At 72.8% G+C, this 22,434-nt stretch carries 21 protein-coding genes; 7 read left to right on the top strand and 14 right to left on the bottom strand.

Features of this window, described 5'->3' with window-relative positions:
• The first annotated feature begins 11 nt into the window (after positions 1–11).
• Complete coding sequence (gene nicT / locus N912_RS53140) at positions 12–1,160, top strand: Nickel transporter NicT (protein WP_064745323.1); 1,149 nt, start codon at positions 12–14, stop codon at positions 1,158–1,160.
• Positions 1,161–1,220: 60 nt separating this feature from the next.
• Here the strand turns inward: nicT and N912_RS0119470 are convergent, their stop codons facing one another.
• From N912_RS0119470 to N912_RS0119450, 5 genes are all read right to left on the bottom strand, one after another.
• Positions 1,221–1,466 carry a helix-turn-helix domain-containing protein gene (locus N912_RS0119470; RefSeq protein WP_028923723.1) on the bottom strand — a complete coding sequence of 82 codons (246 nt, stop codon included), beginning with the start codon at positions 1,464–1,466 and terminating at the stop codon, positions 1,221–1,223.
• Positions 1,467–1,651: 185 nt separating this feature from the next.
• Complete coding sequence (locus N912_RS0119465; RefSeq protein ID WP_028923722.1) at positions 1,652–2,143, bottom strand: Hsp20/alpha crystallin family protein; 492 nt, start codon at positions 2,141–2,143, stop codon at positions 1,652–1,654.
• 67 nt (positions 2,144–2,210) lie between these two features.
• Entirely contained in the window at positions 2,211–2,756 is a 546-nt protein-coding gene (locus tag N912_RS0119460) for a hypothetical protein (protein ID WP_028923721.1), read from the bottom strand.
• Positions 2,753–4,882, bottom strand: a complete 2,130-nt coding sequence (locus tag N912_RS61560; RefSeq protein ID WP_156993766.1) for a DEAD/DEAH box helicase — start codon at positions 4,880–4,882, stop codon at positions 2,753–2,755. Before N912_RS61560 ends, N912_RS0119460 begins: the two co-directional genes overlap by 4 nt.
• A 103-nt stretch (positions 4,883–4,985) precedes the next feature.
• Positions 4,986–6,623: an FAD-dependent monooxygenase gene (locus tag N912_RS0119450; RefSeq protein ID WP_028923720.1), complete on the bottom strand. Its 1,638-nt coding sequence runs from the start codon at positions 6,621–6,623 to the stop codon at positions 4,986–4,988.
• A 102-nt stretch (positions 6,624–6,725) separates the two neighbouring features.
• Between N912_RS0119450 and N912_RS53130 the strand changes: the two genes are divergently transcribed.
• Positions 6,726–7,178: a MarR family winged helix-turn-helix transcriptional regulator gene (locus N912_RS53130; protein WP_051580433.1), complete on the top strand. Its 453-nt coding sequence runs from the start codon at positions 6,726–6,728 to the stop codon at positions 7,176–7,178.
• On the opposite strand, the gene N912_RS0119440 is transcribed toward N912_RS53130, so the two are convergent.
• Positions 7,159–8,442, bottom strand: coding sequence for an MFS transporter (locus N912_RS0119440; protein ID WP_051580432.1), 1,284 nt, complete (start codon positions 8,440–8,442; stop codon positions 7,159–7,161). The genes N912_RS53130 and N912_RS0119440 overlap by 20 nt on opposite strands.
• Before the next feature lie 75 nt (positions 8,443–8,517).
• Here N912_RS0119440 and N912_RS53125 point away from each other — a divergent pair, with 75 nt between their 5' ends.
• Entirely contained in the window at positions 8,518–9,495 is a 978-nt protein-coding gene (locus N912_RS53125; RefSeq protein ID WP_064745321.1) for a LysR family transcriptional regulator, read from the top strand.
• A gap of 172 nt (positions 9,496–9,667) precedes the next feature.
• On the opposite strand, the gene N912_RS0119425 is transcribed toward N912_RS53125, so the two are convergent.
• Positions 9,668–10,309 carry a TetR/AcrR family transcriptional regulator gene (locus N912_RS0119425; RefSeq protein WP_028923718.1) on the bottom strand — a complete coding sequence of 214 codons (642 nt, stop codon included), beginning with the start codon at positions 10,307–10,309 and terminating at the stop codon, positions 9,668–9,670.
• Between the two features lie 102 nt (positions 10,310–10,411).
• Here N912_RS0119425 and N912_RS53120 point away from each other — a divergent pair, with 102 nt between their 5' ends.
• Complete coding sequence (locus N912_RS53120; RefSeq protein ID WP_245645335.1) at positions 10,412–11,716, top strand: oxygenase MpaB family protein; 1,305 nt, start codon at positions 10,412–10,414, stop codon at positions 11,714–11,716.
• A gap of 40 nt (positions 11,717–11,756) precedes the next feature.
• Here N912_RS53120 and N912_RS0119415 read toward each other — a convergent pair whose 3' ends face one another.
• Positions 11,757–12,530, bottom strand: a complete 774-nt coding sequence (locus tag N912_RS0119415) for an AraC family transcriptional regulator (RefSeq protein ID WP_028923717.1) — start codon at positions 12,528–12,530, stop codon at positions 11,757–11,759.
• Between the two features lie 55 nt (positions 12,531–12,585).
• Between N912_RS0119415 and N912_RS0119410 the strand changes: the two genes are divergently transcribed.
• Positions 12,586–13,797: an MFS transporter gene (locus N912_RS0119410; RefSeq protein ID WP_028923716.1), complete on the top strand. Its 1,212-nt coding sequence runs from the start codon at positions 12,586–12,588 to the stop codon at positions 13,795–13,797.
• A 39-nt stretch (positions 13,798–13,836) separates the two neighbouring features.
• Here N912_RS0119410 and N912_RS0119405 read toward each other — a convergent pair whose 3' ends face one another.
• From N912_RS0119405 to N912_RS0119395, 3 genes are all read right to left on the bottom strand, one after another.
• Complete coding sequence (locus N912_RS0119405; RefSeq protein ID WP_028923715.1) at positions 13,837–15,300, bottom strand: carotenoid oxygenase family protein; 1,464 nt, start codon at positions 15,298–15,300, stop codon at positions 13,837–13,839.
• 73 nt (positions 15,301–15,373) lie between these two features.
• Positions 15,374–16,309, bottom strand: coding sequence for an NAD-dependent epimerase/dehydratase family protein (locus N912_RS53115; protein WP_037065373.1), 936 nt, complete (start codon positions 16,307–16,309; stop codon positions 15,374–15,376).
• Positions 16,306–16,728: a hypothetical protein gene (locus tag N912_RS0119395; RefSeq protein ID WP_064745320.1), complete on the bottom strand. Its 423-nt coding sequence runs from the start codon at positions 16,726–16,728 to the stop codon at positions 16,306–16,308. Before N912_RS0119395 ends, N912_RS53115 begins: the two co-directional genes overlap by 4 nt.
• A 282-nt stretch (positions 16,729–17,010) precedes the next feature.
• Between N912_RS0119395 and N912_RS0119390 the strand changes: the two genes are divergently transcribed.
• Positions 17,011–17,889: an NmrA family NAD(P)-binding protein gene (locus N912_RS0119390; protein WP_028923713.1), complete on the top strand. Its 879-nt coding sequence runs from the start codon at positions 17,011–17,013 to the stop codon at positions 17,887–17,889.
• A 46-nt stretch (positions 17,890–17,935) separates the two neighbouring features.
• On the opposite strand, the gene N912_RS0119385 is transcribed toward N912_RS0119390, so the two are convergent.
• Positions 17,936–18,382 carry a nitroreductase family deazaflavin-dependent oxidoreductase gene (locus tag N912_RS0119385; RefSeq protein ID WP_028923712.1) on the bottom strand — a complete coding sequence of 149 codons (447 nt, stop codon included), beginning with the start codon at positions 18,380–18,382 and terminating at the stop codon, positions 17,936–17,938.
• 325 nt (positions 18,383–18,707) lie between these two features.
• On the opposite strand from N912_RS0119385, the gene N912_RS53110 reads away from it, so the two are divergent.
• Positions 18,708–20,021 (top strand): HNH endonuclease signature motif containing protein, encoded by a 1,314-nt coding sequence (locus tag N912_RS53110; protein WP_169747907.1) that lies wholly within the window; start codon positions 18,708–18,710, stop codon positions 20,019–20,021.
• 51 nt (positions 20,022–20,072) lie between these two features.
• On the opposite strand, the gene N912_RS0119375 is transcribed toward N912_RS53110, so the two are convergent.
• Together N912_RS0119375 and N912_RS0119370 are read right to left on the bottom strand one after the other, a co-directional pair.
• Entirely contained in the window at positions 20,073–20,849 is a 777-nt protein-coding gene (locus tag N912_RS0119375; protein WP_028923711.1) for a TIGR03089 family protein, read from the bottom strand.
• Positions 20,837–22,345 carry an LCP family protein gene (locus N912_RS0119370; protein ID WP_169747906.1) on the bottom strand — a complete coding sequence of 503 codons (1,509 nt, stop codon included), beginning with the start codon at positions 22,343–22,345 and terminating at the stop codon, positions 20,837–20,839. The genes N912_RS0119375 and N912_RS0119370 overlap by 13 nt, the downstream gene beginning before the upstream one ends.
• Between the last annotated feature and the right edge of the window lie 89 nt (positions 22,346–22,434).

Below are 22,434 nucleotides of genomic sequence, written 5' to 3'. Positions count from 1 at the left end.
ACCATATCGGGATGAGCGACTCTCCGGCGCCCGCCGCTCGGCATGTCCGCTTCGACCGTGCGGACCGGGTGGCGATCGCGGGCATGGCGGGCTTCATCGTGCTGCTGCACGTGGTCGGGTGGGGCGTGCTTGCCGGCCTGGTCGCGCCGATGAACTACGAGCTTGGCTCGGCGGGCGTGTTCGGCATCGGGCTCGGGCTGACCGCGTACCTGCTGGGCATGCGGCACGCCTTCGACGCCGACCACATCGCGGCGATCGACAACACCACCCGGAAGCTGGTCGGCGAGGGCAAGCCGGCGCGCGGTGTCGGGTTCTGGTTCTCGCTGGGGCACTCCAGCGTCGTGTTCGGCCTGTGTTTCCTGGTCGGCATCGGCATCAGGGCGCTGGCCGGCCAGGTCGAGGACGGCGCCTCGGAGCTGCAGCAGACCACCGGCCTGATCGGCACCCTGGTGTCCGGGGTGTTCCTGGTGCTGATCGGGCTGATCAACCTGTACGCGCTGGTCGGCATCGCGCGGGTGTTCCGGCGGATGCGCACCGAGCCGCTCGACGACGCCGAGCTGGAGAAGCACCTGAACGGGCGCGGCCTGCTGGCCGTGCTGTTGGGGCGGGTGATGCGGGCGGTCACCAAGCCGTGGCACATGTACCCGGTCGGGCTGCTGTTCGGGCTCGGGTTCGACACGGCCACCGAGATCTCGCTGTTGGTGCTCGCCGGCGGCGCGGCCGCGTTCTCGCTGCCCTGGTACGCCGTCCTGACCCTGCCGGTGCTGTTCGCGGCGGGCATGTGCCTGCTCGACACCGCCGACGGCGTGTTCATGTCCGCCGCCTACGGCTGGGCGTTCCTGCGTCCGGTCCGCAAGGTCTTCTACAACCTCACGGTGACGTCGCTGTCCGTCCTGGTCGCGCTCGTCGTCGGGGTGATCGAGCTGCTCCAGTTGCTGGCCGACAAGCTCGGCGTCGACCCGGACTCGGGCGGTCCGCTGGGCTTGGTCGGTTCGCTGGACCTGGAGAACGTCGGCTACGTCATCGTGGCGTTGTTCGTGCTCACCTGGGTCGTCGCGCTGGCGGTCTGGCGGTTCGGCCGCATCGAGGAGCGCTGGAACGGCGGCGGTCAGGTGGGCGGGCCGGTGGAGTCCCGGGCCGCGGGATCGACCGCCGACTAGGCAGGGTGGCGGCCGATCCGGCGGCCCATATCGGGGGACTGGCTCTTCTTCGGGGCTAGCTCAAGGCTGACCCAGCTCACGACTGCCCAGGATCTGGCGGACGGCGTCGGCCGGGATGCGAAACGAGCGGCCGACCCTGACATGCGGGATCTCCCCGGAGTGCACCATCCGGTAGATGGTCATCTTCGACACTCGCAACATGGTGGAGACCTCGGCGACCGTCAGCAGCTCGCTGCCGCTGGCAAGTCGCCGTTCGCCCGCCTCGGATCCGCGGTCACCCGTGACCCTCTGCTCACCGAGATTCATGTCATCGACGTCGCGCGCGTGCGTGTCGGTGTTACGAGTGCGAGGAAAGTAATCAAAGGGTTCACCGAGGTGGGTGGGAGCGTTCGCACGGATGGGTGTTTGCGCCCACAACTGTGTAACCCGTTCTCATGGTGTCACGCGGGTGTCCGCGCGGACGGGATGGCCCCGTCCGCGCGGACCGCGGCTCAGGCGTCCTTGCCGCCGTCGGGCTCGCCGGCCTCGACCGCGGGGGTGTCGGTGGCCACCGGGATCTGGCGCGCGCCCGCGCCCTCCGCGTAGGCACCGGCCACCCGGACGCTCAGCACGCCGGCGTCGTAGGACGCGCTCACCGCGTCCGCCGTGACGTGCGCCGGCAGCGTGAACGCCCGACGGAACGACCCGTAGCGCACCTCGCGCAGGCTGCGCCCGTCGCGCTGCTCGGACCGCTGGTCACGGCGCTCGCCCCGGACCACCAGCTGGTCGCCGTCCACCTCGACGGTGACGTCCTTGGCGGCGTCGACCCCGGGCAGCTCCAGGGTGACCACCGCGTCCGCGCCTTCCCTGGCCACCTCGGCGGCCGGGACGAACGAGCTCGTGCCGTTCGGCCAGCTCGGGAACGGGCCGGTGAAGGCGCGCCGTACCAGGGCGTCGAACTCGGCGAACGGGTCGCGGCGGGTCCACAGGGAAAGGTTGCTCATGCTTGCCTCCTGATCATCTCGGCTCTCCTGGTGAGCCTCACGCTCATAAAACGTGAGCCGACCCGACTCAATTCCCAGGGCCGTAGAAATTTCCAGGATCGATCAGTCCGAGCGGGATGCGCGCCGTCCCGGCCGCCGGCGCCTCGGCAAGCCCGCGCAGCAGCAGCGCCAGCCGGGGCCGCTCGTCCAACCGGCGGGCCACCTCGAAGTAGCTGGCCAGCAGGTGTACGCAACGGCCGTCGGGGCGTCCCCTCGGGCGCGCGCAGTCGCAGCCGGTGCCGAGCGTGGCCGGGTCGGGCGCGAGCGGCAGGCCGGCGGAGCGGAGCGCGGCGTGCACCGCGTCGGGCAGGTCGTCGCCGGTGACCGGGGCGGCGGACGCGGCCAGCGCGGCCCTTGCGGCGGTGAGCTGCGCGTCGTCCCAGGTCGGCACCGTGATGTGGACCCGGCGCTCGGTACGGTCGTGCACCACGGCGCGCACCGTGCCCGCCCCGAGCTCCATGTCGCGCACCCGGTCCCGCCTGGTCAGCGAGCGGGCTCTGGGCAGGCTCGGATCCGGGCGGGTGATCCTGGTGGGCTCGGCCAGCCGCACCCAGTCGTGACCCCAGGCGGTCATCGCGGCCGCATCCCGCGAGTACCGCGCTCGCCATTCGTGAGCACGGCGCGCAGCTGTTCGTCCGACAGGCGGGCCAGGTCGTTCTCCGGCGCGCGGACCTCGCCGGTGGCGACGCCGGCCAGGTCGCGCTTGCCGGCGTGCAGCTCGGCGATGGTCTCCTCCAGGGTGTGTTCGGTGAGCAGGGTGTGCACGGTGACCGTGCAGGTCTGGCCGATGCGGTGCGCCCGGTCGCTGGCCTGGTCCTCCACGGCCGGGTTCCACCAGCGGTCGAAGTGCAGCACGTGGGTGGCCCTGGTCAGGTTGAGCCCGAAGCCGGCCGCCCGCAGGCTCAGCACCAGGATCGGCGGGCCGTCCGGGTCGTCGGAGAACTCGGCGACCATCCGCTCGCGCGCCGCCGGGGGGAGCCCGCCGTGCAGGAACGGCACCGGCCGGCCGGTGACCTCGGCGGCGAGATGGCCGGCCAGCAGCTCGCCGGTGGCGCGATACTGGGTGAACACCAGAGCCCGGTCGCCGGTGGCCTCGCCGGCGTCGTCCGGGTCGTTGTCACGGATCTCGGCGAGGATCTCGGTGGCCCGGTCCAGCTTGCCGGAGCGGCCGGCCAGCGGCGCGCCCGTCGGCCGTACCTGCTCGGGGTGGTTGCAGATCTGCTTGAGCCGGGTGAGCAGGGCCAGCACCCGTCCGCGCCGCCCGATGCCGGTGCCGAGGCCGGCGTCGAACGCCTCGTCCAGGCTCTCGAGGTACAGCCGCCGCTGCTCGTCGGTCATCGCGCAGAGCACCGTCGTCTCGATCTTGGGTGGTAGCTCCGGGGCGACGTCGCGCTTGCGCCGGCGCAAGATGTGCGGCCCGACGATCTCGTGCAGCCGCGCGGCCGCCGCCGACGAGCGCCGCTGCTCGACCGCGACGGCGAACCGGCCGCGGAACCGGGACCGGGTGCCCAGCAGCCCCGGGTTGGTGAACGCCAGGAGCGACCACAGCTCGTCGAGCCGGTTCTCCACCGGGGTGCCGGTCATGGCCACCCGCAGCCGCGCGTCCAGGGCTCGCGCCGCCCGGGCTGCCCGCGCGTCCGGGTTCTTGATCTGCTGCGCCTCGTCGAGCACGACCACGTCCCAGCCCCGTCCGCCCAGCGCGTTGGCGTCGGCCCGGAGCACGCCGTAGCTGGTCAGCACCACGGTGCCGGCGCCCGCCGCGGTCAGCAGTCGTGAGCGCTCCGGCCCGGCGTACCGCACGACGTCGAGCTCCGGCGCGAACCGGGCCAGCTCGCGCGCCCAGTTGCCCAGCAACGAGGTCGGGCAGACGACCAGGTGCGGCCTCCCGAGAGCAGCGTCAGCGGAACGAGCATCGGCACCGAGAGGAGCGTCAGCGGAACGAGCGTCGGCACCGAGAGGAGCGTCAGCGGAACGAGCGTCGGCACCGAGAGCAGCGTCAGCGGAACGAGCATCGGCGCGCCGGCCGGCGAGCACCGCGATGGCCTGCACCGTCTTGCCGAGGCCCATCTCGTCGGCGAGCACCCCGCCGCCGTGTGCCGAGGACGCCGCGAGCCAGCTCACGCCCGCGCGTTGGTAGGGCCGCAGCACGGCGTGTATCCGGCCGGCTTCGGTGTGGGCAGGCTCGGCGCGGTGGGCGGTGCGCGCGGCGGTCACGGTGGCCGAGGCGGACCAGATGGTCATCCCGTCCAGCGCGAGCGCGGCGTGGCCGGCGGTCGGGAGTGCGGCGGCGAGCCCGGGCAGCTCGCCGGCGGGGTCGCCCGAGTCGAGCGCGGCCGCAATGCGCGACCAGGCTCGCAGTGAGGCGCTCGCGTCCGGCGCCCGCCACCGCGCCAGCGCCGGCACCGCCACGTCGGGGTCGACCAGCGCGGCGGGCACCGTGACCGGGACCACGGCGCCGTCAAGGCGGTTCCGCGGAACCGCGGCGGGGGTCGCCGGGAGTGGTTCGGGCCGGGCGGTGAGGCGGTTCCGCGGAACCGAGGGCAGCGCCATCGAGAGCGGTTCCGGCCGGCCGGCGGGCAGCCCGACCTCGGCGGCCGCCGAGCGAGGATCGTCGACCCCCCACCAGGCGAACAGCTCGCGTTCGACCAGGTAGCAAGCCTGTAGCCGGCCGGGCAGCTCGGGGACGTGCGGGGAGCTCATCTCCACGATGATCCGGGGCGCGGACGCGGTTGCCAGGTAACAACCCTTACCTGGCAACCTCCCCGGTGCGTATGTCCAGTCCGTTTTCCGAACCGTTTGGGCGCTACCGGCGCAGCACCGCGCGCAGCGCCGCGCCCAGCTCGGCGGGGTCCGGTCCGCGCCAGGCGACGAGGCCGTCCGGGCGGACCAGCACGGTGCCTCCCGTTCCGACCCCGGACCGGCGCGCCCACCCGCCGTCCGGGTCGACCAGCTCGTTCGGCCCGATCGCCGCATCGATGCCGGCCCCCGGCCCGGAGCCGGAGCCGGCGCCGGCGTCGGCCCCCGCGCCCGCGCGCACCGAGTACGCGCGCAGCGGGACGTCCAGCTCGGCGGCGGCCTTCTCGGCGGCAGAGAGCCCGTCGGGCGCACCGGTGAGGACCAGGAAGTGCGGGCCGAGGAGCTGGCGGGGGGACACCGGCCCGCCCGGGCCGCGCAGCCAGGCGTGCGGCACCCGGGTGCCCGGCCGGCCCGACGGGTCGTTCGGGTCGTCGAACAGGGAGTCCGGCGCACCCGGTGCGGTCTCCTTGACGAACGCGCCGTCCGGGCAGGCGTAGCCGAACAGCAGCGCGATCGGGTCCATCGGCTCGCCGATGCTGTCGTCGGCCAGGTCGGGGCGCTGGCGGACCACCAGGTTGGCCACCTGCCACTCGCACACCGCCTCGGCGAACGGGCGGCGCTCGGTGTCGTGGCTGTCCAACAGCGCGGGGCCGGCCTGGCCTCGGATCACGGCGGCCAGCTTCCAGCCGAGGTGGTAGCCGTCCAGCACCGCGGTGTTGCCGCCCTGGCCCCCGGTCGGGGGCATCAGGTGCGCGGCGTCGCCGACCAGCAGCACCCGCCCGGTGCGGAACCGGTCGGCGAGCCGGTGCGCGTACTCCCAGGTCGCGCCGTCGAGCACGTCGAGTTCGAGGTCCGGCACGCCGACCAGGGTGCGGATGATCCCGGCGGTGGCCGCGTCGTCCCGGTCCGGATCGACTGACATGCCGGCCACCCACTCGCCGGGGTTGTCGGTGGAGACGATCACGCCGGTGCCGCCGGGGAGCTCGGGGTTCTGCATGTAGTGCAGGACCACGGCGTCCTGGCCGGCGTACGCGGTCAGGTCGGCGAGGAAGCGGACCGTGGTGGTCCGCTCGAACGTGCCCCGCCCGTGCGCGCCGATGCCGGCCAGCTCGCGCAGGCCGCCCTTGTGGCCGTCGGCGGCCACCAGGTACCGCGCGCGCACCTCCCGCTCGCGTCCGCTCTGGACGTCACACAGCGTGACGGTCACGCCGTCGGCGTCCTGCGTGACCGACTCGCAGCGGGTGTTGAAGCTGACCCGGGCGCCCAGCTCCCTGGCGCGCGCGGCGAGCGCCGCCTCCGCCTTGGCCTGGCTGGCCATGCCGAACGGGGCCGGGGAGTACGCGGTGATGTCGGGCATCTCCTCGGTGAAGCTGTGCAGCACCGGGCCGGCCATGCTCCGCGAGATCGCGATCGTCATCGCGGCCCGGCCGGGCGGGGACGCGTCGAGTATCGCCTGGTCAACGCCGGCGGCGCGGAGTCCTTCCATGACCACGGGGTTCTGGCCCCGGGCCTTGGGCTGCACGGATGTGCTCGGGTGCCGGTCCACGACCAGGGCGGGCACCCCGTGCAGGCCCAGGAACACCGCGGTGGACAGCCCGCCGAGGCCGGCCCCGACCACGACGACGTCCGTCTCTTCTCGCACCATGGTGACGTCCCCTCAGGAGCTAGCATTACTTCGATTGATCGGATATCTTGATGCATCGAAATAATAACCGAGAGGAGTCGCCGGGTGTCAACCGTTTCTCGTGTGACGCAGGTTGACCGGCTGGTGGACCTGATGCGCGAGCACGCCGGCCGGACCCTGATGTTCCATCAGGCCGTCACCGAGCGGGTCGGGCTCGGGCCGACCGACATGAAGGCGCTCGACCTGGCGCGCAGCGAGTCGCGCCTGACCGCCGGACGGCTGGCTCAGGTCACCGGGCTGAGCACGTCGGCGACCACCGCGGTGCTGGACCGGCTGGAGCGGCGAGGGTTCGTCGAGCGCCGCCGCGACCCCGCCGACCGCCGCAAGGTGGTGGTCGTCGCCACCGGCCGGCACGACGAGGAGCTGGGCGGCATCTTCGCGACGGTCGAGGCGGACACGCGCGCGTTGCTCGCGGAGTACAGCGAGGACGAGCTGGCGCTGATCACCGGGTTCCTGACCCGGCTCAACAGCGGCGCCGAGCGGCTGACCAGGATGCTCACAACGCAGCGGGAGTAGCCGCGCGCCGGGCGGTCAGGCGCAGCACGATGGCCAGCGCGGTGAGCGCGAGCGCCGCCACCGCGGCGGTGAACACGATGCCGGCGGTGCGCAGTCCCCACACCTGCGCGCCGACCCCGACCAGCACCACCGGCACCGAGATGCCCAGGTAGATCACCACGAAGAAGCTGGACACCGTCTCCGCCCGGCGGTCCGGCGGGCTGGCCGAGGTGACCGCCGTCATCCCGGCCCGGAAGCAGACGCCCTGGCCGACGCCGACCACCACGGTGCCGGCCGCCAGCGGCGCCAGCGACCCGGCCGTGAGCGCCACCGCGATGCCGGCCAGCCCGGCGACCAGCACCAGGCAGCCGGTGGGCAGCGCCACCCGCGTCGGCAGCCGCGTCGAGCCGGCCTGCCCGAGCACCGATCCGGCGAACATGGAGAACACCATGGCGCCGGCCAGCGCGCGGTTGGGCAGCCCCAACAGCGACGAGAGGAAGCCCGGCTCGACGGCGGTGACCAGGCCGAACACCGCGAACGCGGCGAACACCGCGATCGCGCAGGGCAGGAAGGCCGCTCGAGCCTGCCCCGGCACCCCCAGCCGCTGCGGCCGTGCCCACTCGCCGCGCGATCCGCGCCCGCCGTCGCGAGTTCCGTGCCCGCTGTCGCGGGCGGGCGCCGTCTCCGGCGCGAGCCACACCCCGATCGCGGCCGGGACGAGCAACAGCAGGTGCGTCACGAACGGCAGCAGCAGCGGCGCGGGGGCGTACTCGGCGAGCAGGCCGGCCAGCAGCGGCCCGGCTCCGAGGCCGAACATGTTCACCGCCGTGGCCAGCATGGTCGCCCGCGCGTGGCGGCCGCCGTGCCCGTCCCCGCCGAGCTCGATCAGCTCGACCAGTGCGACTGTGCCGGTTCCGGAGACCAGGCCGGCGGACAGCCCGGACAGCACCCGGCCGGCGAGCAGCGTGGCCAGCCCGCCGTCGGTGGTGAACACGAGCGCGGACAGCGCGGCCGCCGCCAGCCCGACCAGCAGCACGCGCCGGCGCCCCAGCACGTCCGAGGCCCGGCCGAACAGCAGCAGCGCGGCGAGCACCCCGGCCGCGTACACCGCGTAGATGACCGTGGTCGTGAGGTTGGAGAAGCCGAGCTGTCGCTGGTAGAGCCCGTACAGCGGGGTGGGCAGCGTGCTGCCCAGCATCGCGACGCCGAACGTGTAGCCGACGAACGCGACCGCCACCGGCCGGCTCAGCCCGCGCCGGCCGGGAACCGTGTCTGTAGTACCCACGAAGACCAGCGTGCCGACGGCCCGACAATCTATCCAACGGATTGTAACTATGGCTGCGATCGATACCATCGATTTATGGAGCTGCGCCAGTTCGAGCATTTCCTCGCGGTGGTGGAGGAGAGGCACTTCACCCGCGCCGCGCGCCGGGTGCACATCGCGCAGTCGAGCCTGTCCAGCTCGATCCGGGCGCTGGAGCGCGAGCTGGGCAGCGAGCTGCTGATCCGCAGCAGCCGGCGGGTGGAGCTGACCGAGGCGGGCCGCGCGCTGGTGCCCGCCGCGCGCCGGGCGCTCGCCGCCACCCAGGACGGCCGTGACGCGGTGGACGCGGTGCGCGGCGTGCTGCGCGGGCGGCTGGACATCGGCGTGATCCAGTCGGTGGGCATCGTGGACCTGCCCGCGCTGCTGGCCGCGTACCGCGGGCGCTACCCGGGCGTCACGCTGCGGCTGCGCAACGCCAGCGTCGGCGACCTGGTCCAGATGACCCTGGACGGCGACCTGGACCTGGCGTTCGTGGACCGCCCGCTGGACGGCAGGCGGCTGCGCGAGATCCCGTTCGGCGTCGAGTCGCTGGTGCTCGCGGTGCCCGCCGGCGACCCGCTGGCCGCGCGCCGCGTTGTCCGGCTCGACGAGCTCGCGGAGCGTGAGTTCGTGGAGTACCGGGCGGACTCCGCGCTGCGCGCGCGGATCGACCAGGTCTGCGCCCAGGTGGGCCTGCGCAGGCGGGTCTGCTGCGAGGTGGACACGCTCGCGCAACTGGTCGAGCTGGTCGGCCACGGGCTCGGGCCGGCGCTGTTGCCGCCGCTGTCGGTGCGCCGCGCCGACCGGGTGGTGGCCATCCGTACCGAGCCGGACATCTCCCGCGAGCTGCTCGCCGTCACCGCCGCCGAACGCCCGCCGGCCCCGGCCACCGCCGCGCTGCTGGCCATGCTCGAGTCAGAGCAGCTTGATCCCGATCAGCATGCCGAACGCCCAGATGCACAGCGCGGTGACCAGCGGAAACCACACCAGGAACACGACGATGAGGACGATCCACGCCATCACGCCGCTGTCTGACCTGGCGGCCAGGCTGTAGAGCACCAGCGCAGGCAGCCCGCACATGACGCCCCACACCGCGATCCCGATCAGGCCGATCGTCGTCTGCCAGGCGGAGACATCGTTCATTGGGTTCTCCCTCGCCGATGCCGAGGCGCATTCCGGGACCCTCGATCACTCCCGATGACCGACCCTATCCCCGGGGTGACGGGTTGCGCCCGTTCTGGGGGGTGGCGGTCAGCATCAGGGACACGATGAAGTCGATCAGACGCTCGCGGTCCACCTCGAGATCACCGCGCAGCCACGTCGCCACCAGCTCCCAGGCGCCGCCGACCATGCTCAACGCCGTCATCTCGACCTCGGTCTCGGACAGCGTGACGTCACCGATCAGCTCGTGGAACTGACCGGTGAAGATGTCCACCAGGGCGCGCATCAGCACCCGGCGGCGGTTCCGCAGAACCGGGCTGGCCTGGATCTCGTACACCAGAACCTGGGTGTGGCGGGGGTCGACGGTCAGGAAGTCGACGGTGGCGCTGACCGCCGCGTCGACCCGAAGCCGCAGCTCGGGCGGGACCGCGTCGGTGGCGGCCAGGATCGCGGCCTGCCCGCGTTCGGTGAGGTCGTCGAACACGGCGACCAGCAGCGTGTCCAGGTCCGGGAAGCTCTCGTAGAAGTACCTGTCGTTCAGCCCGGCCTGGGCGCAGACCCCGCGCACCGTGGTGCCCGCCCAGCCCTGCGTGCCCAGCAGCTCCAGGCCTGCCTCGAGCAGCGCGGCCCGGCGCCGGGCCCGCCGCTGGTCGGCGGACGCCCCTCGGTACGGGCGGGTCGCGGTCATCCCAGGCGATTGTGCCGCACGGTACTTGACGTTGGTCGAATATCTGGTGATGATTGCCACCAGAATTGTTGGTGACAGTTCTCACCAGATAAGGAGGCCGACGTGACCCCGACCGAGCCGCGGCTACCGCACCCGGACTGGATGACCCGCCACCCGTGGAAGCTCGGGCTTCCGCTGTTCGCGCCGGGGGACGTCCGCGCGACCGCGTCGCAGCTGGCCTGGTTCCGCAGGTTCGCGGCGGCAGGGGACCCCCTCGCGGACGCGGTGGCCGCCATGATGCGCGAACTGCCGGGCGGTCGCGGGCGGCGGATGTTCGAGCAGGCGTTGGAGCACGGCATCGACACCGTCGCGGACCCGCCGCGCGCGCTGGCCGACTTCTTCGCGCACGTCGACGCGGCGCCGTACTGGCTGGACCGCGAGCTGCTGGAACGCGGTTGCCGGGTGGTCACCCGCACCGGGCTGGTCGGCATGCTGATGGTGATGCCGAGCATGGCGCTCTACGGCGGGTACCTGGCCTCGCGGGCGGACAAGGTGCTGGTGCGGACGGGCGGGCTGGAGACGATGGCGCCCCGCCGGCTGGCCGAGACGTCGAGCTGGTGGGTGGACGTCACCACCGTCGGCGGGTTGGACCGCGACGGCGACGGCTTCAAGAACACCGTGCGGGTGCGGATCATGCACGCGCACGTGCGGGCGGCGATGGCCCGGCGCGCGGACTGGGACCGCGAGGAGTGGGACGAGCCGGTCAACCAGGTCCAGCTGGTCGGCACGCTGCTGCTGTTCTCCCTGGTCCTGCTGCTCGGCTCGCGGGTGCTCGGGCTGCGGTTCTCCGCCGCCGACAAGGCCGCCAACTTTCACCTCTGGCGGTACGTCGGCTACCTGATGGGCGTCGACCCCGAGCTGCTGCCGGTCACCGAGGTCGACGCGTGGCGGCTGTTCTGGCTGGAGGGCGCCACCGAGTTCCGCCCGGACCAGGACTCCCACCGGCTCGGCCAGGCGCTGCTGGCCGCCACCCCGCAGGTGCTGCTGCCGCCGCGCTGGAAGGGCTCCGCGCTGGCGGGGAAGGCGCTGACCAACTACCTGGGCTCGTTCAGCCGTCTGGTGCTCGGCAAGGCCAATGCCGATCACCTCGGCGCGCCGGACAGTCGCCCGTACCAGGCCGCCGTGGTCGCCACCGCCGCCGCCAACCTCGTGCTCGAGACCGGCCGCCGGCTCATCCCGGGGGCGACCCGCGTCGCCGAACGCCTCGGCCACGCCCAGCGCGCCAGGATGATCCGGCGCATCGTCCGCGAGCAGCGCGCCGACCGTGGCTACAGCCGCCACGACACCCTGCACGCCCGCTCCCGCCCTGCCACCGCCACCGGTAAAACCGCCGCCGCCGAGGCCGTGACCACCGCAAAGTCCGCGTAGGCGGTTCCGCGGAACCGCCCTGAGCGGGCCCCGCCGGCGGTCAGGACGCGCGCAGGGCCTGGCCGGGGGTGTGGCCGAGGGTGCGGCGGTACACGTCGATGAACGCGCTGGCGGTGGCCCACCCGCAGCGGTGCGCGACGGTGGTGACCGGGGTGCCCTCGGCGAGCAGGATCAGCGCCCGGTGCAGCCGCAGCTGGGTCCGCCACCGTGGGAACGTCATGCCCAGCTCGGTGCCGAACAGCCGGGACAGGGTGCGCTCGCTGGCCCCGACCTCGGCGCCGAGCGCGGCCAGCGAGCGGCCGTCGGCCGGATCGGCGGCGAGCAGCGCGCACACCGAGGCGAGCCGGGGATCGCGCGGCGTGGGCAGCCGGATCTGTTGGCGCGGGGAGTGCCGCAGCTGGTCGAGCAGCACCGCGCGCAGCCGCCGGCGCTCGGGGCCGTCGTCCTCCGGGTCGCGGGTGTAGCCGATGATCAGCTCGCGGAGCAGCGGGCCGACCGCGAGTACCGCCGGCGCGTCCAGGCGCAGCGGGTTCTCGGTGGCCGGCAGGCCGATCGTGTGCAGGTCGGTCTCGCCGTACGCGCGGTGCTCGTGCACGGTGCCGGCCGGCACCCAGATCGCCCTGGTCGCCGGGGCGATCCAGTGGCCGCCGTCGGTGGCCACGGACAGCACCCCCCGGGCGGCGTAGACGATCTGGTTCTGGTCGTGCCAGTGCGCGTCGATCCCTGACCCGGCGCCCAGCCGCTGCAGCGCGGTGCGGGCGACCGGCTTGTGCTCGACCGAGTCGGCCACCGGGGCCTGGCGGGAAATCGACATTAGTTGGCAGCTTATCGGAAGCCGGCGCCGTCGGACTCGTTCGAAGCTGATCGGTATGAGCGACAGACGCATGCCCACAGTGCTGCTCGCCGTCGGCCACGGATGCGTCGACATCTTCCAGGGGATCGTGCCGGTGATGGTGCCGTTCCTGGTGGCCGAGCGGCACTACGACTACGTGGCGGTGTCCGGGTTCGTGCTGGCGGCCACCGTGCTGTCCTCGGTGGTGCAGCCGGTGTTCGGCCTGCTCACGGACCGCTGGGTGATGCGCTGGCTGGTGCCGGCCGCGATGGTGTGCACCGGGCTCGGCGTCGCGCTGGTCGGGGCGGCCGGGTCGTACCCGCTCGCGCTGGCCGCGATCGCGCTGTCCGGTATCGGCGTCGCGGCCTACCACCCGGAGGGGGCGCGGCTGGCGCGAGTGGTGACGGGCGGCGACCACGTGCGGATGAGCTGGTTCTCCCTCGGCGGCAACGTCGGCTTCGCGTTCGCGCCGGTGATCGCCACGCCGGTGCTGGTCCTCGGCGGGCTGGCCGCCGCACCGGTGCTGCTGGCCCCGGCGCTGCTCGGGGTGCTGGTCACGGTGCCGCTGCTGCGCCGGCGCGCGGGGGGAGCGGCCCCGGCCGGCGGGGCAACGCGAGCGGGCACGGCGGGCAGCGCGGCTACGGCGGGGGCGGCGGTCGGCGGGCGCGGCGGCGCGCGGAGGGGTGCGGACGACTGGCCGGCGTTCGGCGTGCTGACCGGCGTCATCGTGCTGCGGTCGATCGCGTTCGTCGGGCTGAGCACGTTCCTCGCGCTGTTCGTCCAGCAGCGCGTGGCGCAGGACGCCACGGCGGGCGGGATCGCGCTGTTCGTGCTGTACGCGGGCGGCGCGGTGGGCACCTGGCTGGGCGGCAGGATGGCCGCGACCTGGGGGCGGCTGCCCACCATGCGGGTGTCGTACGCGGCGTCCGCCGTGGCGCTGGCCGGGGTGGCGTTCGTGCCGGGCCCCGCGCTGCTCGCGTTCGTGGGGCTCGCGTCGCTGGCGCTCTACGCGCCGTTCTCGCTGCACATCACGCTCGGCCAGGACTACCTGCCGAGCCGCATCGGCACCGCCAGCGGGGTGACGCTGGGGCTCGCGGTGAGCGTGGGCGGGGCGTTCGCGCCGGCGCTCGGAGCGATCGCCCAGGCCAGCTCGATCCAGGTCATGCTCGGCTGCCTGATCGTGTTGCCGGTGCTGTGCGCGGCGTTGGCCCTGCGGCTGCGCGAGCCGTCCGCGCCGGCGCGCCTGTGAGTGGCGAGTACGGCCCGGGCCGTACTCGCCACCCACGGCCTACTCGGTCGGCGCCCAGTTGCCGTGGAAGCCGTTCGGGACTCGGGCGGGCAGGTGTACGGCGGCCACCGTCTCCAGCGTCTGGGCGTCCAGGATGGCCAGGTCGCTGCGGTCGGTGGCGCGGTCGTACACGAAGCCCATCAGCACGCCGTCGTCCTCGGGTGCGTCCGGGGCGCTGGGTACGAACACGAACTCGCTGAGGGTGTGGCCGGGGCCGAAGGAGCGTTCGGTGGCGTGGCCGGCGGTCAGGTCGTGCTTGAGCAGCGTGCCGGCGGCGTTCGCCCCGGTGCCGGCCTTCATCTGCACCGCGTAGCCGTAGCGGTGCCGGCGGCCGGTGAGTCGCTCGTCGACCCGGGGGAACTCCTGCGGGTGGTCGTCCAGCCGGGACTCGCGGACCTTGCCGTCGGCCAGGTCGACCGTCCAGCGATCCAGGGTCGGCTGACCCTCGTTGGGGCCGTTGAAGTCGGTGGCGAACATCTTCGGGTGCCGCACCACGTCGAGCACCACGGTGTCGCCGGCCCCGTCGTCGCTGTCGAAGGCGTTGAGCGGGTGGAACACGTAGCACGGCTCGATGTCGAACCAGCGCACGTCGGCGTTGCCGCCCTCCCTGGGCATCACGCCGACCCGCGCCGGGTAGCGGGGGTTCCAGGCGTACGGCATCGCGCTGTTGCCCGGCAGCGAGCGGTTCAGCGCCGCATTCACCGGGTCCGGCACCCGCACCCGGCCGACCAGCGCGGACATCACCAGCTTGGCCGGGGTGCGCAGGGGGCGCGGCACGGACATCCTCACCGCCTGGTTCGGGTCGAACGTGACCGGGAGGTCGTAGAAGATCACGTGCTTCTCGGTGAGCGAGAAGTCGTGCATCATCGGGCTGCCGGTGACCTCGATGTCCACCGCCCGGCGGGCCTTGCCGTCGGTGCCGATCACCGAGTACTGCACCTTGTTGCCGTGCCCGAAGTAGTACGACACCGCGTGCAGCTCGCCGGTCTCCGGGTCGTGCTTGGGGTGCGCGGTGAAGCCGCCGGGCAAGGTGCCGTCGAAGTCGCAGTAGCCGATCGTGTCCAGCTCGTCGGACAGCTCGTAGTTCGCCGGGCCGGCCTCGATCAGGGCCAGGGTGCGGCCGGCGTGCTGGATGACGTTGGTGTTCGCGCCGGGCGCGTCCAGCGGGGCGCTGCGCCGGCCGGTCAGGGGCGGTTCGCCGAGCACCCTGGCCGCCTCGGGGCTGCGGATCCAGCGGTTGCGATACCACTTCGCCTGCCCGTCGCGCAGCCGCACGCCGTGCACCATGCCGTCGCCCACGAACCAGTGGTAGACGGCCGGGTCCACCTCGGAGATCGGGTTCGGGCCGTTGCGCAGGTAGCGCCCGTCCAGGTACTCGGGAATGGTGCCGGTCACCGCCAGGTCGGTGACGGTGAGCTCCTCGTGCACCGGAGCGAAAGCGCCCTCGAGGTAGGTGTTGCCCATGCCCGTCTCCTCACTCGTCACCGTAACAGTGTTACAGATGATAGTAACGACGTTATGGGCGAACGGCAAGACCCTACACCGAGGTGCGGGCGGTCCCTGTGCGCAGCGTCGCCGCGGTGGCCATCCAGCCCTCGCGGGCGCTGGGGTAGCGGGGTGCCCAGCCGGTCGCGGCGCGGAACCGGGCGTTGCTGACCCGCAGCGACCGAGACAGCGACGTGAGTCGCTCGCCGAACAGCGCCGCCGCCCGGCCGGGCACCCGTAGCCACATGGCGGAGCCGGCGGCGCGCTCGAGCGCCCTGGCATGCTCGCGCTTGGTCAGCGGTTCGTCGTCCACGACGTTGAACGTGCCCGCCGGCGCGCGCAGCGCCGAGACCACCGCCGAGGCCGCGTCCGCGAGGTGGATCGAGGACAGGTAGCCGTCCGGCGGGCCGACGACCAGGCCGACATGGCGGCGGGCCTGCGCGAACATCTGGTCGCTGTGCGCCGCGCCCGGGCCGTAGAACAGGCCGAAGCGCAGCACCACCGCCGTGCCGCCGGCCTCGGTGAACCGGCGTGCGTTCGCCTCGGCGGTGAGGTTGGAGCGCGCCAGGGGGTACGGGTCGACCGGCGCGTCCTCGTCGATCCAGTCCGCGCCCCCGTCGCCGTAGAGCATGCTCACCGACTCCTGGACCAGCCCCGCGACGCCCGAGGCAAGCGCAGCGTCCACCACCGCCGCAGAGCCCTCGGTGCGCACCCTGTCGTTCTTCCGCCACGCCTTGGCGCTCATGAACCGCGACGTCGGCGGGATGGCGGTGGCCAGGTTGGCGACCGCGTCGTGGCCGGCGAACGCCTCAGCGAGCGCGGACCGTTCGAACAGCGACACCGCGACGGCCCTGGCGCCCTGGGCGCTCAGCGCGGCCGCCTTCTCCGGGGTGCGGGCGAGCGCGGTGACCGTGTGGCCGTGCCGGATCAGCGCCGGCACCACGTGCCGGCCGATCGCCCCGGTCGCGCCGGTGACGAACACCTTCATTCCGATCTCCTGACCGCGAGGACCAGCATGGCCGCCACCAGGGCCAGCCATGCACCGAGCGCGGCCGTCTGCGCGACCGCGTCGGCCGGAGGGAAGTGTTGCAGGTGTGACACATAGAAGAGCAGATGCGCGGCGCCGAAAATGACCGAACCGACCAGCACCGCGCGCACCAGCGCTCGCTGCATCCCGACCGCCGCCATCCCGGCCATCGCCGCCATGGCCAGGTTCTGCGCGCCGGTGTCGACCATCAGGTGGGCGTTGTACGGCGGCAGCATCGCCACCCACGGATGGCTCGGCAGCGGGAAGTCGTCGTAGAACGAGCGGGGCAACAGCAGTTGCCAGGCCCCGGCGAGGCCCTGCGTCACCGTGATCACAACGAGGCCGGCGCGCAGCGGCCGTCGCGCCTTCGTGTTCGCCATGGGTCCCTCCGGGCAGTGATGTTGTCACCGGCCTAGACCGGGTGCGGGCCGGGAACGTGACAGCTCGACCCGGCCGGTTCCGGCGGACGCCGCTCGTACCCGGTTCCGCGGAACCGGGTCACGGTCGCGGCGGTCCAGGAGGGGACGCGGCGGCGCGCGCATCGACGCGGTCGGGGTTGTTCGGATCGGAACCGCTTGACAACCGGAACGCCGGTTCCGCATTCTGTTCGTCCACTAATAGGAATCGTAGCTCCGGTTCCGTTTTGATCAGATGGAGGCTCCATGATCGTCGTCACCACGCCGACCGGGCAGATTGGCCGGCAGGTCCTCGGCGCCGTCCTCGACAGCGGTGAGCAGATCCGCGTGATCGTGCGCGATCCCGCCCGGCTGCCCGAGGGGGTGCGCGAACGGGTCGAGGTCGTGCCCGGTTCGCACGCCGAAGCTGATGTCGTCACCAAGGCCTTTGCGGGGGCCGGCAGAGTGTTCTGGCTGGTGCCGCCGAACTCGGCCGCCGAGAGCGTCGAGGGCTACATCCTGGGGTTCACCCGGCCGGCCTGTGAGGCGATCGTTAGCCAGGGCGTTCGGCGAGTGGTCGGCGTCTCGAGCCTGGGCCGGGGGGTGGCCCGCAACGCCGGGCAGATCTCGGCGGTGCTGGCCATGGACGAGCTGATCGAGGGCACCGGCGTGAGCTACCGGGCGCTGTGGGTGCCCGGCTTCATGGAGAACGTGCTCGCCCAGGTCGAGCTGATCAAGAGCCGGGGCGTGTTCCGCTCGCCGCTGTCCGGGGATCTCAGGCTCCCGACCTGCTCCACCGGCGACATCGCGGCGACCGCGGCCCGGCTCCTGCTCGACGACTCCTGGAGTGGGCAGGGCGGCGCGGCGGTGCTCGGACCCGAGGACCTCTCGCACAACGACATGGCCCGGATCATGTCCGAGGTGCTGCGGCGCCCGATCGGCTTCGAGCACGTGCCGCCCGAGGAATACCGGACCATCCTGGTGCGGCACGGGATGAGCGAGGCCTGGGCGCAGGGCTTCGTCGACATGGCGGCCCAGGTCGAACGGGGCATCTACCACGCCCAACCGCGCACCGAGGAGTCCACGACTCCGACCAGCTTCCGGCGGTGGTGCGAGCGGGTGCTCAGGCCGGCCGTGCTGGGCTGAACCTGTGCCGGCGCGGTGGTGCGTCGTCGCGGCGCACCTCGGAACGTCAGTCCATCGGGGTGAGCAGGACGATCGGGATGACGCGGTCGGTCTTCCGTGCGTACTCGTCGTACAGCGGGAAGATGCGCGCCATCCGGGGCCAGAGCCGCTCGCGCTCGGCCGGGGATGCGACCCGGGCGCGGCCGTTGAACCGGCGGGTGCCGACCTGTACTCCGACGGCCGGGTCCGCCTGGAGGTTCTTGAACCACGCCGGATCATCATCGGCACCTCCCTTGGAGGCGACCACGACGAAGTCGTCACCCGACCTGCCGTAGATCAGGCAGGTGCGGCGTGGCTCGCCGGTCCTGTGTCCGGTCGTGGCGAGCACGAGCGTGTACATCCCGTCCGACTCGTGTCCCTCGGTGCCGCCCGAGGCCAGGTACCTACGGGCGTGCTCGGCGACCCAGTCCCACTTCGAGTCGGTGGCGTGGTCGAGATCATCGGCGATGGCCATGGCGGCGATCCTTTCCGGCGTGGACGGTGCTGGTCGGTGGCTTCGGCCGAGCTTGCCGTCCGGCGCCACGGGTACGGGGCACGAGCGCGCGCGAGGTCGTCGACAACGAGGCCGACGTCGCCCATCCGCTGGATCGTCATCGTTCCTCGCATATCGCGTGGCCGCTCGTGTCCCTGGGACGGAGCCGGCGACAGGTTCTCGACATCCGTCGCAGACACATGGCGACCCGTCCGTCGTCCGGGCTGGGGACAACCGGTGCGGTCTGACTGTGAAACCCGGACGGGAGTGCTGGGCGAGGGATATTATCGAACGTATGTTCGAGTCGATGGATACAGCTGAACTGGAAACAGAGCTGGTCGCCCTGTCCAGCCGCATCGCGTCCGCTCAGTGCCGGTTCCTCCAGATGCTCGCGGAGTTCGACGCGCGGGACGGGTGGGCCGGCCCGGGCATCCGCTCGTGCGCGCACTGGTTGTCCTGGCGCGTCGGGTTGAGCCGCCGCACCGGCCGGGAGCAACTGCGGGTGGCCAGGGCGCTGCGATCGTTGCCGTTGATCGTCGAAGCGTTCGGCGGCGGGCGGCTGTCCTACGCGAAGGTCAGGGCGATCACGCGGATCGCCACGCCAGGCACCGAGCGAGCGCTGCTCGACCTGGCGTTGGCCGGCACGGCGTCACATGTGGAACGGGCGGTCAGCGCCACGCGCGCCGCAACGACCCCGGCGCCGGACCGTACCGCCGCCCGAGCGGTGTCCTGGCGCTGGGACCGGGACGGCTACCTGGTGCTGCGCGCGAAGCTTCCGGCGGAGGAGGGCGCTCGGTTGGTCTCCGCCCTGGAAGCGCGGATGTCGGGGGCCCGGCCCACCGCGCGGCCCACCGTGCCAGGTGCCGAGCCGAGCGATGACCCGGCCACCGCCGAGGGCGGTTCCGCGGAACCGCCCGCCGCCGACGAGACGGCAAGCCGGCGGGCCGCTCTGGAGCATGCGCCCGGCGCCGCCGTCGACCGCCTCGCCGCGCGCCGGGCCGACGCGATGCTCGAGCTACTGGCACCCGACTCCGGCCAGCACGAGGTGATCGTCCACGTCGAGGTGGCCACCGGCGCGGCCATGCTGGACGACGGGCCGCCCGTCGCGAGCAGCACCGCCGAGCGGCTGGCCTGCGACGCCCGGGTACGGACCCTGATCAAGGATCGAACCGGCAACCCGCTTTACCTCGGTCGCGGCGAGCGCCTGGTGAGCAGGACCCAGCTCGCCGCGCTGCGCATCCGTGACCGGCGGAGATGCCAGTTCCCAGGATGCGACCACAGGCGTTTCCTGCACGCCCATCACATCGTGCACTGGTGGCGTGGCGGCCGAACGGACCTGGACAACCTGGTGCTGCTCTGCTCGTTCCATCATCGGCTGGTGCACGACCATCCGTACCGCCTGGAACGCCGGGGCAACCGATTACGGGTCTGGCGCGCGGACGGTGCCGAGGTCACGGCGCAGAGACCGATGCCCGGCGTCGGCGCGGCGGTGCTCACGCCGCTCGACCTGTGGGTCGAACAGCACGTCGACGACGAGGCGATCGTGCCATCCTGGACGGGCGAACGGCTGGATGTGGACGCGTTCCTGGCCGCCGTGCTCCCGGACCTGGCGGCCGCCTGAGAACGGCCACCGCAAGAACGGCCCGCGAGAACGGCCACCGGGAGAACGGGGTCAGCCGAGGCGGTGGGTGACCCGCTCGGTGGTGGCACGGCGGTCGAGGGTCGCTTCGGCGGTCCCGGGCTCGAGGTTGCGGCACTGGACCAGTGAGCCACCGGCGGCCAGTACCGCGAGCGGCACCTCCACCAGTCCGTCCGCCCCGCCGCCCGTTCCGTCGGCCGGCGCCGACCAGTCCCTGGCGGTCAGCACCCGCGAGGTGACGGTGAGGCCGGCCTCGGCGGCGGCCGCCCGCGCGTCGGCGAGCACCTCGGCGGCGCCCCGGCCGTCCAGCACCGCCGCGCCCGCGTCGCCGTCCGGGGTGAACACGTCGCCGTGCGCGCGCACCTCGGTGGCGAAGTCGACGACGCCGGCGGGCAGGTCGGCCAACCCGGCGCCGAGGGCGTGCAGGGACAGCGCCACCACGACCGGGACGTCGGCGGCGCACGCGGACTGGAGCCGGTCGGCATCGCAGCAGGCCACGTCCACCGGATCGTCCAGGTCGACGCCGGTGACGACTTCGGCGCCGCACCACCAGGCGCCGAGCAGCACGGCCAGCGTCTGCCAGTGCGCCGGCAACAGCACCGCGACCCGCCCGCCCGGCTCGAGGTCGCACTCGTCGCGGAGCAGGTTCGCGGTCTTGGCCGCCCAGTTGGCCAGTGTCGTCCCGGACAGCTCGATCCGCTCGCCGGTGGCGTCGTCGTAGTAGGTGACCAGCGGGCGGGCCGGGTCGCGGGCGAGCACCGGTGTGAGCAGGGCATCGGTGAGGGTAGGGCCGGGATCTAGTCCACGCATGGCACTCCGTCGGCGGTGATCGGCGGCGTCGGTGGCGCCGGCGCGGCGCTGGATCGGGATGCCCGGCTGCTGGCCGACGAGCGCGTCGATGAGCTGGACGACGAGTCGTCGGAGCGGATGCTGGACAGCGAGAAGTCCGAGGCCAGGTAGACCCGGACGGTGTCGGCCGGGACCTTCGAGTCCTCCTCGGTGCGCATGCCGCCCATCAGCTCGGCGACCTGTTCGCCGGCGTCGGAGTGCCCCGGCGGGTAGTGCACGGTGGAGGTGCTCGGCTCCTCGATGTTGTCCAGTTTGCCCCGCTGGTAGCCGCGGGCGGTCAGCTTGGTCGCGACCTGGCCGGCCAGGCCGCCACGGCCGGTGCCGTTGCGCACGTCGACGGTGATGTCGCCGGGGGGTACCTTCTCGGAGCTCGCCCCGCCCGGGCGGGGAGCGGTGCTCGCGTCGGGTGCCGCGCCGGTCTGTTCGCGTACGAATCGGCGCACCTCGTCGGGCTCGACCAGCACGACGTCGCCGGCGGAGTTGCTGTCCGAGCCCGCGGTCGGGATGGTCACGAACTGCAGGTTCCCGCCGGCCAGGTTGGAGGCCTGGCGGGCGAAGCCGAGGATGTCCCAGCCGGAGTCCAGCACCACCGACGCCTTGGCCGTGTCGATCAGGCCCTGCAGCTTGGACGGACTGGTCAGCGTGCCGGCGGAGAGGATCTTGTGCGCGACCGCGGCGAGGAACACCTGCTGGCGGCGGATCCGGCTGAAGTCGGACTGGGGAAGGTTGTAGCGCTGGCGCACGAACGCCAGGGCGTCACCGCCGGAGATGACCTGGCGGCCGGCCTTGAAGTTGGCGCCGGACCGGAACTCCTTGACCGCCTCCTTCAGGCAGACCTCGACGCCGCCGATGGCGTTGGTCAGCTGGAAGAAGCCGAGCAGGTTGACCTCGGCGAAGTGGTCGATCTTCACGCCGGTCAGCTTCTCCACGGTCTTGATCAGCTCGCTGCGCCCGGCCGTTCGGCTGTCGCGGTCCACGGCGGCCTCGTCGCCGCCCCGGTTCCGCAGCTTCTCGGACGCCGCCATGAGGGCCTGCGGGTACGCGGAGTTGATCTTGTTCTTGCCGTACCCGGGGATGTCCACGTAGCTGTCCCGGGGGATGGAGATCGCGGTGGCCTTGCCGCCGTTCGCCGGCACGTGCAACAGGATGATCGTGTCGGAGTTGAGCACGCCCTCCTCGGCCCCGCTGCGCAGCTGCGCGAGCACCTGCTTGGACAACGGCCGGCCCTGCGCGTCCGTGCGGCTGTCCACCCCGACCAGCAGGATGTTCATGTCCGTGCCGGGCGCGGCCTGTGTGCCGCCGGTGATCACGTCCGAGGTGTTGATCCCGCCGCTGAGGTCCTGGTAGTAGCGCCAGCCGATGCCGGTGGCCACCAGCACCACGGTGGAGAGCAGCGCCATGACCGCCCGGAGGCCGCGTCGAGCCATCTGGGCGGGCGGGGCTGGCCGCTGATCCACGCGCCTCCTCGGCTCGGTCGGGTGGTCGGATACTGACAGCTTGACATCAACTGTGCTCGCGATGTGTGCCGCCGCCGCCCCGGCCGGCC

This window comes from Actinospineispora acaciae DSM 45401 (assembly GCF_000620785.1).
Lineage (GTDB): Bacteria > Actinomycetota > Actinomycetes > Mycobacteriales > Pseudonocardiaceae > Pseudonocardia > Pseudonocardia acaciae.
Note: the sequence above shows the minus strand (reverse complement) of the source record. Positions and strands in the feature narration are given on the sequence as shown.

Coding starts and splice junctions, on each gene's coding strand:
- N912_RS0119425 (WP_028923718.1), bottom strand. CDS start 10,309: ATGACCGCGACCCGCCCGTACCGAGGGGCGTCCGCCGACCAGCGGCGG.
- N912_RS0119470 (WP_028923723.1), bottom strand. CDS start 1,466: ATGAATCTCGGTGAGCAGAGGGTCACGGGTGACCGCGGATCCGAGGCG.
- N912_RS53115 (WP_037065373.1), bottom strand. CDS start 16,309: ATGAAGGTGTTCGTCACCGGCGCGACCGGGGCGATCGGCCGGCACGTG.
- N912_RS0119390 (WP_028923713.1), top strand. CDS start 17,011: ATGATCGTCGTCACCACGCCGACCGGGCAGATTGGCCGGCAGGTCCTC.
- N912_RS0119395 (WP_064745320.1), bottom strand. CDS start 16,728: ATGGCGAACACGAAGGCGCGACGGCCGCTGCGCGCCGGCCTCGTTGTG.
- N912_RS0119415 (WP_028923717.1), bottom strand. CDS start 12,530: ATGTCGATTTCCCGCCAGGCCCCGGTGGCCGACTCGGTCGAGCACAAG.
- nicT (WP_064745323.1), top strand. CDS start 12: ATGAGCGACTCTCCGGCGCCCGCCGCTCGGCATGTCCGCTTCGACCGT.
- N912_RS0119410 (WP_028923716.1), top strand. CDS start 12,586: ATGAGCGACAGACGCATGCCCACAGTGCTGCTCGCCGTCGGCCACGGA.
- N912_RS53110 (WP_169747907.1), top strand. CDS start 18,708: ATGGATACAGCTGAACTGGAAACAGAGCTGGTCGCCCTGTCCAGCCGC.
- N912_RS61560 (WP_156993766.1), bottom strand. CDS start 4,882: ATGAGCTCCCCGCACGTCCCCGAGCTGCCCGGCCGGCTACAGGCTTGC.
- N912_RS0119385 (WP_028923712.1), bottom strand. CDS start 18,382: ATGGCCATCGCCGATGATCTCGACCACGCCACCGACTCGAAGTGGGAC.
- N912_RS0119375 (WP_028923711.1), bottom strand. CDS start 20,849: ATGCGTGGACTAGATCCCGGCCCTACCCTCACCGATGCCCTGCTCACA.
- N912_RS0119405 (WP_028923715.1), bottom strand. CDS start 15,300: ATGGGCAACACCTACCTCGAGGGCGCTTTCGCTCCGGTGCACGAGGAG.
- N912_RS53125 (WP_064745321.1), top strand. CDS start 8,518: ATGGAGCTGCGCCAGTTCGAGCATTTCCTCGCGGTGGTGGAGGAGAGG.
- N912_RS0119450 (WP_028923720.1), bottom strand. CDS start 6,623: ATGGTGCGAGAAGAGACGGACGTCGTCGTGGTCGGGGCCGGCCTCGGC.
- N912_RS0119460 (WP_028923721.1), bottom strand. CDS start 2,756: ATGACCGCCTGGGGTCACGACTGGGTGCGGCTGGCCGAGCCCACCAGG.
- N912_RS0119465 (WP_028923722.1), bottom strand. CDS start 2,143: ATGAGCAACCTTTCCCTGTGGACCCGCCGCGACCCGTTCGCCGAGTTC.